Origin of the sequence: Streptomyces sp. NPDC046805, assembly GCF_040645355.1 — a bacterium.
In the GTDB taxonomy this organism is placed as follows: Bacteria; Actinomycetota; Actinomycetes; order Streptomycetales; family Streptomycetaceae; genus Streptomyces.
The window spans coordinates 177250-191758 of sequence record NZ_JBEYYC010000008.1 but is presented as its reverse complement, the minus strand read 5'-3'; the positions used below and the strand labels follow the sequence as shown (position 1 = coordinate 191758).

Annotated in this window: 14 protein-coding genes; 10 read left to right on the top strand and 4 right to left on the bottom strand. The window is 72.2% G+C overall.

Annotated elements, in window-relative coordinates:
- The first annotated feature begins 14 nt into the window (after window positions 1–14).
- A complete protein-coding gene (locus ABZ910_RS11730) occupies window positions 15–2117 on the top strand; it encodes a bifunctional polysaccharide deacetylase/glycosyltransferase family 2 protein (protein WP_361362150.1) in 2103 nt (700 codons plus the stop codon).
- A 127-nt stretch (window positions 2118–2244) separates the two neighbouring features.
- Window positions 2245–3135, top strand: a complete 891-nt coding sequence (locus tag ABZ910_RS11725) for a serine protease (protein WP_361362147.1) — start codon at window positions 2245–2247, stop codon at window positions 3133–3135.
- Between the two features lie 21 nt (window positions 3136–3156).
- On the opposite strand, the gene ABZ910_RS11720 is transcribed toward ABZ910_RS11725, so the two are convergent.
- Both ABZ910_RS11720 and ABZ910_RS11715 read right to left on the bottom strand, forming a co-directional pair.
- Entirely contained in the window at window positions 3157–4785 is a 1629-nt protein-coding gene (locus ABZ910_RS11720; protein ID WP_361362144.1) for a D-aminoacylase, read from the bottom strand.
- Window positions 4786–4832: 47 nt separating this feature from the next.
- Window positions 4833–6110, bottom strand: coding sequence for an amino acid deaminase (locus tag ABZ910_RS11715; protein WP_361362141.1), 1278 nt, complete (start codon window positions 6108–6110; stop codon window positions 4833–4835).
- 154 nt (window positions 6111–6264) lie between these two features.
- On the opposite strand from ABZ910_RS11715, the gene ABZ910_RS11710 reads away from it, so the two are divergent.
- Together ABZ910_RS11710 and ABZ910_RS11705 are read left to right on the top strand one after the other, a co-directional pair.
- Window positions 6265–6675 (top strand): RidA family protein, encoded by a 411-nt coding sequence (locus tag ABZ910_RS11710; RefSeq protein ID WP_361362138.1) that lies wholly within the window; start codon window positions 6265–6267, stop codon window positions 6673–6675.
- A gap of 70 nt (window positions 6676–6745) precedes the next feature.
- Window positions 6746–7282 (top strand): hypothetical protein, encoded by a 537-nt coding sequence (locus tag ABZ910_RS11705; RefSeq protein ID WP_361362135.1) that lies wholly within the window; start codon window positions 6746–6748, stop codon window positions 7280–7282.
- Here the strand turns inward: ABZ910_RS11705 and ABZ910_RS11700 are convergent.
- Window positions 7261–8514, bottom strand: a complete 1254-nt coding sequence (locus ABZ910_RS11700) for a hypothetical protein (protein ID WP_361362132.1) — start codon at window positions 8512–8514, stop codon at window positions 7261–7263. The two genes, ABZ910_RS11705 and ABZ910_RS11700, sit on opposite strands and share 22 nt — an antisense overlap.
- A gap of 53 nt (window positions 8515–8567) precedes the next feature.
- Window positions 8568–9083, bottom strand: coding sequence for a SigE family RNA polymerase sigma factor (locus ABZ910_RS11695; protein ID WP_361362129.1), 516 nt, complete (start codon window positions 9081–9083; stop codon window positions 8568–8570).
- Between the two features lie 392 nt (window positions 9084–9475).
- On the opposite strand from ABZ910_RS11695, the gene ABZ910_RS11690 reads away from it, so the two are divergent.
- The 6 genes from ABZ910_RS11690 to ABZ910_RS11665 all read left to right on the top strand — a co-directional run bounded on the left by ABZ910_RS11690 (window position 9476) and on the right by ABZ910_RS11665 (window position 14504).
- Entirely contained in the window at window positions 9476–10330 is an 855-nt protein-coding gene (locus tag ABZ910_RS11690) for a hypothetical protein (protein WP_361362289.1), read from the top strand.
- 91 nt (window positions 10331–10421) lie between these two features.
- A complete protein-coding gene (cpaB, locus tag ABZ910_RS11685) occupies window positions 10422–11129 on the top strand; it encodes a Flp pilus assembly protein CpaB (protein WP_361362126.1) in 708 nt (235 codons plus the stop codon).
- Window positions 11130–11141: 12 nt separating this feature from the next.
- Window positions 11142–12395, top strand: a complete 1254-nt coding sequence (locus tag ABZ910_RS11680) for an AAA family ATPase (RefSeq protein WP_361362124.1) — start codon at window positions 11142–11144, stop codon at window positions 12393–12395.
- A complete protein-coding gene (locus tag ABZ910_RS11675; protein ID WP_361362122.1) occupies window positions 12392–12784 on the top strand; it encodes a pilus assembly protein in 393 nt (130 codons plus the stop codon). Before ABZ910_RS11680 ends, ABZ910_RS11675 begins: the two co-directional genes overlap by 4 nt.
- Before the next feature lies 1 nt (window position 12785).
- The gene (locus ABZ910_RS11670) at window positions 12786–13142 is read left to right on the top strand and encodes a TadE/TadG family type IV pilus assembly protein (protein WP_361362120.1); all 357 of its coding nucleotides are present in this window, start codon (window positions 12786–12788) and stop codon (window positions 13140–13142) included.
- Between the two features lie 24 nt (window positions 13143–13166).
- Window positions 13167–14504, top strand: a complete 1338-nt coding sequence (locus ABZ910_RS11665; protein WP_361362118.1) for a CpaF family protein — start codon at window positions 13167–13169, stop codon at window positions 14502–14504.
- Window positions 14505–14509 lie beyond the last annotated feature (5 nt).

Genomic DNA, 14509 nt, shown 5'->3' with positions numbered 1-14509 from the left:
CGTCACGTACCGCCGTGCTGCCCCCGTCTTCCCGTACCCCGCGCACCCCCAGCCGCCACGCCCGCCGCCGCGACCCCCGCGCCCACTGGCTGCTGCTCGTCCTGACGCTCGCGGTGGCGGCCACGGCCCTGCTGTTCAGCGGCTACGGGCGGCACGAGATAGCCCCGACCGCGGCGCCCGCCCGGGACTGCGCCCCGGCTCCGCAGGCGGTGCGATCCGGCGGTGCGGTCCTGAGCGAGTCCGGCGGCAGACTGCGCAGCGCGCGGCTCCCGGCCCGCACGGTCGCGCTGACGTACGACGGCGGGCCGGACCCCGCCTGGACCCCGCGGCTGCTCGACGTCCTCGCCCGGCACCATGCCAAGGCCACCTTCTTCCTGTCCGGCGCCGAGGCCGCGGCCCATCCCGACCTCGTCCGCCGCATCCGCGACGAGGGCCACGAGATCGGCTCGCACACGTACACCGACGCCGATCTCGCCCGGACCGGCGCCGCCCGCTCCCAGCTCGAACTGGCGCTGACCCAGAACACGTTCGCGGGCACCGCGGCCCTGGGCACCCACCTGCTGCGGCTGCCGGACACCTCTTCCGTGACCACGCTGTGCGACGCCGAGTGGGCCGCCGGCAAGCGTGCCGTCGACGACGGATACGTCCTGGTCGCCGCCGACGCGCCGGGCCGCAGTTCGAAGAGCGGCGCGATCCGCCAGCTCACCGGCTCGCCCGCGGCCGTGAGCGAGACCGAACGCCTGCTGGCGCAGCCGCCGGTGAAGGGCCTGCGCTTCACGACCGTCGGCGCCGGCCTGGGCCTGCACGGCACCACCTACTCCGTCTCCGGAGCCGACGAGGCGAAGGGGACGGTCATCGTGTGGGCTCAGGACGTCTCCCGGGCCTTCGCGGACGGCATGACCTGGCTCATGGCAGCCGCCGGCGTGATCACCGTGGCCCGGCTGGTGCTGCTGTTCACGGTCGCCCGCGTGCATGTGAGCCGCACCCGCAAGAAGCGCCGCCGGGGCCACCGGCCGGCCCTGGTCGCCGACCCGGTCACGGTGATCGTCCCGGCGTACAACGAGGAGGCGGGCATCGAGGCGACCCTGCGCTCCCTGCTCGCCTCGACGCACGAGTACGTGCAGATCATCGTGGTCGACGACGGCTCCTCCGACCGCACCTTCGAGATCGCCGAGTCGGTGCGCGCCGAGGACCCGCGCGTGATGGTGATCCGCCAGCCCAACGCGGGCAAGGCCGCAGCCCTCAACACCGGCCTGTCCTGGGCCGAGTTCGACATCGTCGTGATGATCGACGGTGACACGGTCTTCGAACCGGACGCGATCGGCCGGCTCATCCAGCCGCTCGCCGATCCGCGCGTCGGCGCGGTCAGCGGAAACACCAAGGTCGGCAACCGGCAGGGCATCCTGGGGCGTTGGCAGCACCTGGAGTACGTCATCGGCTTCAATCTCGACCGTCGCATGTTCGACGTCCTCGAATGCATGCCGACCGTGCCCGGTGCCATCGGTGCCTTCCGCCGCGAGGCGCTCCTGGGGGTCGGCGGGGTCAGCGAGGACACCCTGGCCGAGGACACCGACCTCACCATGGCGCTGTGCCGGGCCGGTTGGCGGGTCGTGTACGAGGAGTCGGCCATCGCGTGGACCGAGGCTCCGTCGACCGTGAAGCAGCTGTGGAAGCAGCGTTACCGCTGGTGCTACGGCACGCTCCAGGCGATGTGGAAGCACCGGCGCGCGCTCGTCGAGCGGGGTGCCGGCGGCAAGTTCGGCCGCCGCGGACTGACGTACCTCGCCGTCTTCCAGACGCTGCTTCCGCTGCTCGCCCCCCTGGTCGACGTCTTCGCGGTCTACGGGCTGCTCTTCCAGGGCGCCGCACAGGCCGGGTTGGTGTGGCTCGCCTTCACCGCCGTCCAGGTCGTCAGTGCGGTCTACGCTCTCCGCCTCGACAAGGAGCGGTTCGAGCCACTGTGGACGATGCCGCTGCAGATCTTCGTCTACCGGCAGTTGATGTATCTGGTCGTGGTCCAGTCGGTGGTGACGGCTCTGCTGGGCAGCCGGCTGCGCTGGCACCGCATGCAGCGCACGGGAGGGGCCACGGACACGCTGCAGCGGCAGCCCGTCTGACGCGTTCTCGGCCACGGGGCGGGAGTCGACTCCTTGCCCCGCCCGAGACCACCCCTCACAATGCGCATGACAAGACTCGGCGGCCGGAAGATTTCCGGTCGCTCACGTCTGCAGAGGGGACCCCCACATGCGAAAGCCTCTCCTGGCCGCGCTCGCGACCCTGGTGATCACCGGGGCGGGCATGGCACCCGCGGCCGCGGCGACGGCTCCCGAGGCCGCCCAGGCCGGCAAGGCCGCCCGGGCCACCAAGGCCGCGCCCGCCCAGCGCACGGCGCCCACGGTCAAGGCCGTCGACTTCGCCGGCACCGTCGCGCTCAGCAACTGCTCCGGCTCCGTCATCCGCTTCCCGAACTCCGCGGACAACGACCCGGCGCTGGTGATGACGAACGGCCACTGCCTGGAGACCGGCTTCCCGAAGCCCGGCCAGGTCATCGTGGACCAGCCGTCCACCCGCACGTTCAGCCTGCTCAACGCGTCGGCCCAGAAGGTCGGGACGCTGCGGGCGAGCAAGGTCGCCTATTCGACGATGACCGACACGGACGTCACGATCTACCAACTCACCCGCACCTACGCGCAGATCAAGAGCACCTACGGCATCAGCGCGCTGAACCTCGCCGACACGCACCCGGTCGCCGGCACCGCCATCACGGTCGTCTCCGGTTACTGGAAGCAGACCTACAGCTGCGACATCGACGGGTTCGTCTACCGGCTCAAGGAGGGCGACTGGACCTGGAAGGACTCCGTCCGCTACACCTCCGCCTGCCAGACCATCGGCGGCACCTCGGGCTCGCCCGTCGTCGACAACGCCACCGGGAAGGTCGTCGCCGTCAACAACACCGGCAACGAGGACGGCCAGACCTGCACCGTGGACAACCCGTGCGAGGTGGACGAGAACGGCACCGTGACCGTTCGGAAGGGCATCAACTACGCCGAGGAGACCTACCAGATACCGGCCTGCTTCGGCATCGGCAACAAGCTCGACCTGAGCGCGAGCGGCTGCGTCCTGCCCAAGCCGTAGGGCACGCGGTGAGGCGGGCGGTCACACGGCAGGAGTCCTGCGCACCGCCCGCCCCGCCAGTACGTCCGTCCGGCGCCCGTCCTCGATCACGAAGCGGCCGTCGACGAGGACGTACGGGATGCCCGTCGGGAGCGTGCGGGGCCGCTCGAAGGTGGCGCCCTCCGCGACCGTGGCCGGGTCGAACAGGACCAGGTCGGCGCGGTACCCCTCGCGGACGAGGCCGCGGTCCGGCAGCCGCAGCCGGGCCGCCGGGCGCGAGGTGAGCCGGGCGACGCACTCCTCCAGCGACAGCACCCCCAACTCCCGGACGTACCGCCCGAGATAGCGCGGGAACGTGCCGTAGGCGCGCGGGTGCGGTTTCGTGCCCTGGAGGATGCCGTCCGAGCCGCCGGTGTGCACCCGGTGGCGCATGATCTCCCGCACGTTCTCCTCGTGCCCCACGTGCTGGAGGATGGTCGGGCCCAGCCGGTCCTCGACCAGCAGGCGGCGCGCCGTCGCCCACGGGGTCTCACCGCGCAGGTCGGCCGACTCCCGCACCGTCCGGCCGACATACGACGCGAGGCCCGGGTCGCCCACCCCCGAGATCTCGATCGTGTCCCACTCGACCGGCACCCCGTGGCAGCCGTCGGCGCCGACCACCTCCAGGTCGTACCGGATCCGCTCGGCCACGGCGTCGTCGGCGAGCCTCCGGAGGATCTCCTCGGGGCCGCCCTCGCTCGCCCAGCTCGGCAGCAGCGCGGCGAGGGTCGTGGAGCCGGGGGTGTACGGGTAGGTGTCGAGGCTGATGTCGGCCCCGGCGGCGAGCGCGCTGTCGAGCAGGGCCAGCAGCTCGGCCGCCCGGCCCTTGTTCACGCCGAAGTTCATGGTGGCGTGCGCGAGATGCAGCGGGCAGCCCGCCTGGCGGGCCAGGTCCACCATCTCCGCGTACGCCTCCAGCGCGCCCGCCCCGTAGGAGCGGTGGTGCGGGCAGTAGTAGCCGCCGTACGCGGCCACCACCCGGCACAGCTCGGTGAGTTCGGCGTCCTCGGCGTACATGCCGGGCGTGTAGGTGAGCCCGGACGACATGCCGACGGCGCCCTGCTCCATGCCTTCGGCGACCGACTGCCGCATCCGGTCCAGCTCTTCGGGCGTGGCCGCGCGGTCCTCCCAGCCGACGACGAGCGCGCGGACCGTGCCCTGCGGGATCAGATAGGCGGCGTTGACCGCGATGCCCTGCCCGTCGAAGCCGGAGTCCAGCCGGTCCAGGTACGCGCCGACCGAGCGCCAGGTGAAGTCGATGTCGTCGCCGTAGCCGTTCCAGCCGGTGATCGCCCGGCGCACCTCGTCGAGCGTGCGGTCGTCGACCGGCGCGTACGACAGTCCGTCCTGGCCGAGGACCTCCAGCGTCACGCCCTGCGCGGCCTTCGCGCTGTGGTCGGGGTCGCGCAGCAGCGCGAGGTCGCTGTGGGCGTGCATGTCGATGAAGCCGGGGGAGAGGACCAGGCCCTCGGCATCCAGCTCGCGGCGGGCCCGCGGCCGCTGGCAGCCGGCCGCCGCGGCCTCCTTCACGATGGACACGACGCGGCCGCGGTGCACGACCACGTCGGCGCGGTACGACGGCGCGCCGCTGCCGTCCACGACGTCCGCGTCCCGGATGACGAGCTCTTCCACGTCAGGCCTCCCGCCTCTGGAGGCTCACGCCTTCCGGAGGATCGTGTCTAGAAGAAGGTGCGGAGGTAGTCGACCACCGTGCCGTCCGCCTCCGCGACCGGGATCAGCTGCCACTTGTCGAAGGACGTGCACGGGTGGGACAGGCCAAGGCCCACCCAGTCGCCGACCTCCAGGTCCGCCTCCGGGGTCGTCCGCAGCCAGGCGTGCTGGTCGGACAGGGCGGTCACCGACACGCCGGTCGCCGGGCGCTCGGTGCCGCCCCGGCGCACCACCTGGGCGATCGGCAGACCGAGGTCGTACGCGGCGTCCCGCTTGCCCGCGTTGACGAAGGCCTGCTCGGGGGAGGGGCGGGAGACGACCTGCGTCCAGAGGCGGAAGGCGGGCTCCAGGGCGCCCTCCTCCGGGACGCGGTTGAACGGGGTCCGCTCGCGGTAGTGGCCGTCGTCGTGCGAGACGTAGGCGCCGGAGCGCAGCAACTTCAGGACGGGTCGGGAGAGTTCGGGGATACGGCCGAACACGTCGGCCACCACGTCGAACCAGGCGCTGCCGCCCGCGCTGACGATGATCTCCTCGCCCTCCTCCAGGCCCGCGAACCGGCCCGCCTTGTCGAGGTCCACGGCCACGGAGACCAGCCGGTCCAGCCACCCGCGCACCCGCTCCGGGTCGGCGTGCGGCACCTCGCCCTCGTAGCCCGCGACACCGACCAGCCGCAGCGTCCCGGTGGCCGCCACCGCGTCCGCCACCGCGGCGCACCCGGCCTCCGTCCGGACGCCGGTACGGGCTCCCTCGCCGGCGGCCAGCTCCACCACCACGTCCAGGGGCCGGGAGGCGCCCCGCAGCGCCTCGTCCATCAGCCGTACGCCGCTCACCGAGTCGACGTAGGCGACGAGGCGGAAGGACGGGTCGGCGTCCAGCTCGGACGCGATCCAGCGCAGGGCCGCCGCGTCCACCACCTCGTTGGCGAGGAAGATGCGCTCGATGCCGAACGCCCGCGCCACCCGCACCTGGTGGGGCACCGCGAGCGTGATGCCCCACGCGCCGTGCTCGATCTGTCGTCGGAAGAGCTGCGGGGCCATGCAGGTCTTGCCGTGCGGGGCGAAGGCGAGGCCGTGGCGTCGCGCGTACGTCTCCATGAGCCGCAGGTTGTGCTCCAGGCGCTCGGCGGAGAGCGCGAGGACGGGGGTGGCGAAGCCGCCGGTGAAGAGGTCGCGGCGCTCGGCGGCCAGCTCCCCGACGGTCAGCCCGCCGGCGTCCGGCGGGAGGCCCTTGAACCGGTGGTCCACGCGTTCCTCGGCCAGGCGGGCGAGCGCTTCGGTGCTGCTCATGGAGCCTCCTGATCTGGCTGTTCGCAGATGGGCGACGCGGGATGAGGCCGCCGGGCGCTGTCTAACATCCTGGTCGAGACGGGGTCAACGGAGCCACGGACCGATCCGCCCCCAACGGGCCAATGCGGCTGCGGCAGTTGGGTAGGGTGCGGGCATGACCGAGAAGATCGCGCTCACCCCCAAGACCCACACCGCCCCGCCCGCGCGGTTCTCGCACGGCGTGCGGAAGGGGAACATCCTCCAGGTCGCCGGTCAGGTCGCCTTCCTGCCCGCCGAGGAGGGCAAGCCCCGCAGGATCGCCGGCCCCGCCCTGCGCGAGCAGACCCTCCAGACCCTCGCCAACGTCAAGGCGGTCCTCGACGAGGGCGGGGCGAGCTGGGACGACGTGATGATGATCCGCGTCTACCTGACGGACGTGGACCACTTCGCCGAGATGAACGAGATCTACGACACCTACTTCGCGGAGCAGAACCTCACCCAGCCGCCCTCCGCGCGCACCACGGTGTACGTCGGGCTGCCCGCGGGGCACCTCATCGAGATCGACGCCCTCGCCGTACTGGACTGATCCCCGTCGAACTCGGGTTCCGGGTGGGTCGGTTGGTCCCGGCACAGGTATGTCGTCCATACTCTGCGGCGTGGAGCAGCGCATAGGATCGAGCAGCCAGCCCCTGGAAGGCGCCGGATTCGACCCGGCCTTCATCCCCGGGCTCACCTCACCCGCGTCCGCCGAGCCGCAGGACGCCGAGCCCGCGGAGGACGCGGCGTCGGCGGCGGAGGCCGCGCAGCCGGAACCCGGCGTCACGTCGTCCGCCATAACGGCCGAGGCCGACACGGACGACGCGGACGAGGCTGAGGGCAAGGCGGCCGGGACGGTCGAGGCCCCGGAGGACGGCCCCGTCTTCGAGGCGTCCGACCGCCGCGCCAGGATCGTGGCCGACCACCAGGGCGTCCGCCTCAGCCTCGACCAGGAATCCTGCGAGTTCCGCTGGGACGAGGTCGGCGCGATCGAGACGGAGCCCGCCCGCTTCGGCAAGCGGTTCACCATCACGGTGCACACCACCGACCGCCGCTGGTACCCGATAGAGATCGAGGCGACGGCCAGGAGCCGCTTCAAGGAGTGGGAGGCCCAGCTGGACGCGGTGCTGGACGCCTACTTCGAGGACGGCGACTGACGCTCGCCGCTCGCGAACCACTTCGAGTCGAGGGCGATGGCCTCCAACTGCTTCATCGTGAGCGCGGGGGTCTTGCGGGTCGCGGCGGTCGTCTGGGTCCGGGAGTTGAAGGCCGTGATCACCACGCGGCGGCCGTCGGGGCGCATCGTGTCGACGGTCCACTGCACGACCCCCGCGGCGCCCTTCTCACCGGGCTGCTGACGCGTCGCGACCCGGGTGCCGTCGGGCAGGGTCCTGGAGCCCTGCCCGAAGAGCTGATTCCTGACGTCGGACATGTCCGTCTGGACGTTGACCTGCACAAAGCTCGCGCCGTTGCCGTCGTCGACGATGACGTACCCGAACTCGGAGTCCCGCCTGCCCTTCGTGACGACCGTGAGTCCCTTGGGCAGGAGTGAGGCCAGCCTCGACGACACGGAGCCGCCCGGCACCGCCTGGGTCGGCCTCGGCTCGGCTGTCCGCACGTGGCGACGCACGGGAATGGCGTCGACGGCGGCACGCCACTCCGGCGCGCTGACGATCGCCTTCAACCGGTCCGGGGAGAGGGGAGGCTGCTCGCGGCTGATGGGCCTGTCCTTCTCGGCGGGGGCGTTCCACTCCTGGACGGTGACGTACTGCCCCTTCCGCGTGAGGAGGTGGGCGATCCACAGCTTCGTGTCGACGCGGCGGTCCGGATACTCGTACCCCTGGAAGATCTTGAGCACGGAGCCGTCGGCGAGCCTGCTCGTGTGACAGGCGTCGTACGAGACGAACACCTTGTCCGGGCACTGGGTGGCCTCGGTGACGGCGTCGGCGGCGTCATGGATGCGGGTGAGGCCGACGGCGATGGCGGCCTTTCCCTTGCCGTCGTCGTACACGAGCTGGGCGTACGACGCCGGAGGTTCGTCGGTGCCGCGCGCCTCTTCGTTGCTGAAGCCGCCTTTGGGAAGCAGCCTCTTCAGGGTGGCGAGGAGCTGGTCACCGGTCACGACCGTGGGACGGCTCGGGGATGCGGCCACTGAGGCCTGCGGTGCGCCGTCCGGCCGGAGGCCGGGCAGGACGAGCGCCCCGCCCAGCCCGACGAGCGCGACCCCGGTCACGCCTCCCACGATGGCGGCCCGGCGCCGGCGGAGCCTGCGGCCGCGCAGCTCGCCGCGGACGGCGAGGTCGGCCGGCTGGTCGTCGAGGGTGCCGCCCGCGTGCCGCAGGGCCTGGGCGAACTGCTCCTCGAAGGGGTCGTGCTCTTCAACAGGCATGGCAAACCGCCGTTTCCGCGGATGAGTGGTGGATGGGTGGGCCCGGGGGCGGGTCAGGGGCTCGCGTACTCGCTGAGGGCGTCGCCGAGTAGGGCGCGCAGCCGGGCGAGGGCGCGGACGCAGCGGGTGCGTACGGCGGCCGAGCTGGTGTCCATCGCGGCGGCGGTCTCCTCGATGCTGCGGTCCTCCCAGTAGCGCAGGACGACCACGGCACGGTCCTTGGCGGACAGCCGCCCGAGCGCCTCGATGAGGGTGAGCCGGAGCGGGGTGTCGCCCGACGTGCCCGGATCGGGGAGGTCGGGAAGGACGTCGCTGGCGCGCTCCCTGCGGCTGCTGAAGCGCCGCTGATGCGCGAGGAAGGTACGGGTCAGGACGGTCTGGGCGTACGCGGCGGGGTTGTCGGCGCGGGCGATCCGGCCCCAGCGGACGTACACCCGGCCCAGGGTCTCCTGGACGAGGTCCTCGGCGAGGTGTGTGTCGCCGCCGGTGAGCAGACAGGCGGACCGGTACAGATGCCCGGTGCGCGCGGAGGCGAACTCCGGATAGCCGTCGCCGCGCCCTTGTCTCATGCGTGCCCCTCGAATCCCGGGTCCCGGGCCCACTGGTCCCGATGTCCGGTTCCCCGCGTTCCCGATGTCCCCGACGTTCCCGATGTTCCCTGTGTGCTTCCGCACGCTTGGCCGCGTGCGTCGCCTTCACCTCACTGATGCGGCGGACCCCCCGGAATGTTTCAAGCGAATTCCCGGGACCTCATCTCATTTCCCGCTCATCCTGTCCCGATTTGACGGGTGTTGCGCACAACGGATCCTCGCGAGCTACACAAACGCTGTTCTCCGGTCACAGAGGCGTGGTTACAGTGCTGAGGTAGTCACGCTGTGAAGTCGTCCCGGCGCATGGGAGTAACGCCGGTGGGCCGGCGGGTGTGAAGAGCGGGGAGCTGCGCGTGCCAACTGCCATTGCCGTGACGAGCGCCGACCTGGCGCTGCCGGCACAGGACGAACGGACCATGCCCGCCGTGGTGTTGCGGGACCTCGACAAGCGACCGCTGGAACACGCGCTGGCCGAACTCCACGCGCTGGTCGAGCAGCACGGACATGTGATCGTGGTGTGTTCGCAGGCCGCTTCGGCGGCCGTGACCCGGCGGCTGTACACCCTCCGGGCGCTCATGGAGAGCGACCGGATCGCCGTGTTCCGGCCGGATCTCCCGCCGCTCGGAATCGCCGTCCTGGCCCGCCAGTTGAGACAGCTCGCCTCCTGCGACCTCGGTCCGGGCGTGCTCGCCTCCGCGGGCCGTCTGCTCACCCACTACATCCACGCGGGCGCGGTCCTCGGCTCGGTCGCCCGGCTGGACCGGGTGCCCGTCGGCCTCACGGCACACGCCAAGTCCTGGGTTCCGGGCAGCCAGTTCGCCGTGCTCGCCCACCCCGAGCCGCAGTTCGTGCGCGTCGGGCCGGGCGCCACCCTGACCGGGCCCAGGTTCGGCACGTGGATGCTCGTCGCCAAGGGGCCGTCGCAGACGCAGGCCCAGGCGGACTGGGTCGGCACCCTGTCCAAGGCCTGGAACGTCCTCGGGCTGCGCGAGGCCCCGCTGCCGGCCGAGTCCCCGCGCTGGTGGGGGACGGGGCGGATGGTGGAGTTCTGCGGCCATCTCGCCGACCTCTCCGTCCTCTACCAGCTGGTGACGTCGGTACGGCGCGGCAACTGCCACTGGTGCGGCATCGACGTCATCGGCGACCGCTGCGTCTTCTGCTCCGCGGCCCCGCCGGGCCATGAGCCACCCGCTCCCCGGGCCCTGGAGCAACGCGCCCCCGCCTGACCGCGGCCCGACGACGCCGGACGCACCACGCCCGCCACTCCTGTCCCGATGCCCCCGCCCGACCGAATCCCCCCACGAGGTTGCACGGTCCATGAACTCCCGTCAGCGCCGCGGCGTCATACTCCTGATCCTGTCGGTCCTCTGCGCGCTCGGTGCCTTCGCCGGCGTGCTCTCCGTCATCGCCGACGCGAACTCCAAGGTCGGCCCCGAGGTCACCGCGTACCGGCTCAGGTCCGACGTGGCGCCGTACACGACGCTGGACACGGGCCAGTTCGAGCGGATCCGGATGCCCGAACGCTGGCTGTCGGCCAACGCCGTCACGCATCTCGGCGACATCCAGGGCAAGATCGCCGTGACCACCCTGCGCAAGGGCTCCCTGCTCCAGACCGACATGATCGTCGACCAACCCGCGCTTCAGGTCGGCCAGCAGGAGGTCGCGATCATGATCGACGCGGCCACCGGGGTCGCCGGCAAGATCACCCCCGGCTCCCGGGTCAACGTCTACGCCACCTTCGAGGGCAAGCGCGAGGGCGACCCGGACCAGTCCAAGATCATCGTGACGAACGCCCGGGTCCTCGACGTCGGCAGGCTGACCGCCCTCGAACCCGACGACAGGAACCAGAACCGGCAGCCCACCGACGCCGTCCCGATCACCTTCGCGCTGTCCACCATCGACGCCCAGCGCATCACCTACGCCGAGTCGTTCGCCCAGCGGGTGCGGCTCGCGCTGGTGGCGCCCGGCAGCCAGACCACCGTCCCGGACAAGGACCGCACCTACGAACTCGCGACGGACAAGTGAGAGGCGGCCCGCATGCCCACCAGGATCCTGTCGGCCGCAGGCGACGTGGACGCCGTACGCTCCCTCACGACCCTGCTCAGCCAGCTGCCGGACGCCGAACCTCTGGTCCCGGTCGCCGACTCCACGCAGCTGATCGACACCCTCGCCCGGCTCGCCGCCGAGTCCCTGGACGAACTGCCCGAGGTCGTCGTCGTCGACGAGCGCATCGGCCCGGTCCCCGCGCTGGAGCTGATCCGCGAGGTCGCCCTGCGCTTCCCGGCCGTCGGCGTCATCCTCGTCACCTCGGACGCCGGCCCCGGCCTCTTCTCCGCCGCCATGGACTCCGGCGCCCGCGGGCTGGTCACGCTGCCGTTGAACTACGAGGAGCTGGGGACGCGCGTCCAGGCCGTCGCCCAGTGGTCCCACGGCGTACGGCGCCATCTCGGCCACGGCACCGAGGCGCCCGGCGGCGCCGGCGGAACCGTCGTCACCGTCAGCGGGGCCAAGGGCGGCGTCGGCGCCACCCTCGCCGCCATTCAGCTCGCCCTCGCCGCCCAGGCGTCCGGGCGTCCCACCGCCCTGGTCGACCTGGACCTCCAGACCGGCGACGTCGCCTCCTTCCTGGACATCCAGTACCGCCGCTCCGTCGCCGACCTCGCCGCCATCACCGACCTCTCCGCGCGCGTCCTCGCCGACGCCGTCTTCCGCCACGACACCGGCCTCGCCCTGCTGCTCGCCCCCGCCGACGGCGAACGCGGCGAGGAGGTCACCGACCGCGCCGCTCGCCAGATCCTCGGCGCCCTGCGTTCTCGCTACGAGGTCGTGGTCGTGGACTGCGGCGCCCAGCTCAGCGGGGCGAGCGCGGCCGCCGTCGAACTGGCCGACCGGGCCCTGCTGCTGACCACCCCGGACGTGGTCGCCGTACGGGCCGCCAAGCGCACCGTACGGATGTGGGACCGGCTGCAGATCCGCAAGGCCGAGGAGACCACGGTCGTCGTCAACCGCCTCAGCCGCGGTACGGAGATCCAGCCGGCGCTCGTCCAGCGCATCACCGGCACCGCGCTCGCCCGCACGGCCGTCCCCGCCAACTTCCGGGAGCTCCAGGGAGCCGTGGACGCCGGACGCGTCCATGAACTCGACAGCAGGAGCACGGTGAAGCAGGCCCTGTGGACCCTCGCGGGCGAACTCGGCCTGGCCCGCGCCCCCGAGGGCTCCCCGCGCGGTGGCCGGTCGCGCGGCGACCGCGGGCCGAGCGGCTTCCGGCGCCGTAAGGAGGCCGGCGGATGACGGCGCGGGGGACGGAGCGGGCCGAACGGGACCGGGGGCAGGTCAGCATCGAGTTCCTCGGCATGACCCCGCTGATCGTCGTGACGCTGGTGCTCCTGTGGCAGTGCGTGCTCGTGGGGTACACCTTCACGCTCGCGGGGAACGCTGCGGACGAGGCCGTACGGCAGGGGACGGCGGCCCCGCCGGGGGCCCGGCAGGGCGCGTGCGAACAGGCGGGGCTGCGGCATCTGCCGGGGGCGTGGAGGGGGGCGGCCACGGTGCGCTGCGGCGGGACGGGCTATGTCACGGCCGATGTGTCTCTCAAGGTCCCCGTGCTCTTCCCGGGGGCGTTCGCCTTCCCGTTCACGGTGCACGGTCACGCGGGCGCGGTGGAGGAGGCGACGCACTGAGATGCCGTACGAGAGCAAGCGCCGCGACGGGGGGCAAGTCGCCCTCGAATACCTCGGGTTCATTCCGATTCTGATCCTTGTCGCGCTGGCCGGCGTACAGCTCGGGCTGATCGCCTACACCGCGCAGCAGGCGGGGACGGCGGCGCGCGCGGGGGCGCGTGCCGCCTCGCTGCGGGAGAGCGCCGCGGACGGCTGCGCGCGGACCGTGAGCAACTGGCTGGCGGCGAGGATGAGCTGCCCCGCCGCGTACGGCGGCGACGCGGTGACGGTCACCGCCACCGTCCACATCCCGTCGGTGGTCCCGGGCTGGGACTTCGGGGACGCCCACAAGACGGCCACCATGCCGCTCGACCACTGACCAGGACCGAGGAGCACGCGACCCATGAGCCTGCGGGCACGCATCAACTCCCCCGAGGAGCACGGCAGCCGGGGCGAGGACGGCCATCTGGTCGCCTCCTACCGGGCCAAGCTCCTGGAGGAGATCGACCTCGCGGAGATGAGCTCGCTCGCGGCGGCCGAGCGCAGGGCACGCCTGGAGCGGGTGCTCGGGCACATCATCAGCCGCGAGGGGCCGGTCCTGTCGACGGCCGAGCGTGCGCAGCTGATCCGCCGGGTGGTCGACGAGGCGCTGGGCCTCGGCATCCTGGAGCCGCTGCTGGAGGACGCGTCCATCACCGAGATCATGGTCAACGGCCCGGACGCGGTCTTCGTCGAGCGCGGCGGCCGGGTCGAGCAGCTGCCGCTGCGCTTCGTCTCGCAGGACCAGCTGATGCAGACCATCGAGCGGATCGTCTCGACGGTCAACCGCCGCGTGGACGAGTCGAATCCGATGGTCGACGCCCGCCTGCCCTCCGGCGAGCGCGTCAACGTCATCATCCCGCCCCTGTCGCTCACCGGCCCCATCCTCACGATCCGCCGCTTCCCGCGCTCCTTCACCCTCCAGGAGCTGATCGGCCTCGGCTCGCTCGACGAGCCCATGGTGTTCCTGCTCGCGGGCCTGGTGCAGGCGAAGTTCAACATCATCGTCTCCGGGGCCACCGGCACCGGGAAGACGACCCTGCTGAACGCCCTCTCCGGGCTCATCCCGGCCCACGAGCGCATCATCACCATCGAGGACTCCGCCGAACTCCAGCTCCAGCAGTCCCACGTCGTCCGCCTGGAGTCCCGCCCGCCGAACGTCGAGGGCAAGGGCCAGGTCACCATCCGCGACCTGGTCCGCAACTCCCTGCGCATGCGCCCCGACCGGATCGTGGTGGGCGAGGTCCGCGGGGGCGAGTCCCTCGATATGCTCCAGGCGATGTCGACGGGCCACGACGGCTCCCTCGCCACCGTGCACGCCAACAGCGCCGAGGACGCCCTCACCCGGCTGCAGACCCTCGCCTCGATGTCCGACGTCGAGGTGCCCTTCGTCGCCCTGCACGACCAGATCAACAGCGCCGTGGACGTCATGGTCCAGCTCACCCGCTTCGCCGACGGCGCCCGCCGCATCACCGAGATCGCCCTGCTCGACAGCCACGGCAGCGAGCCGTACCGGCTGGCGACGGTGGCCCGCTTCCACGCGCGGCCCATGACCCCCGACGGCCGCGTCCACGGCACCTTCGAGCACTTCCCCCTCCCGCGCCGTACCGCCGACCGCCTCTACATGGCGAGCCAGCCCCTCCCGCAGGCCTTCGGCGTCGCCCAGAGCGCGGACCAGCTCGCCACCCGAGAAGCCAGGTAGGCCAC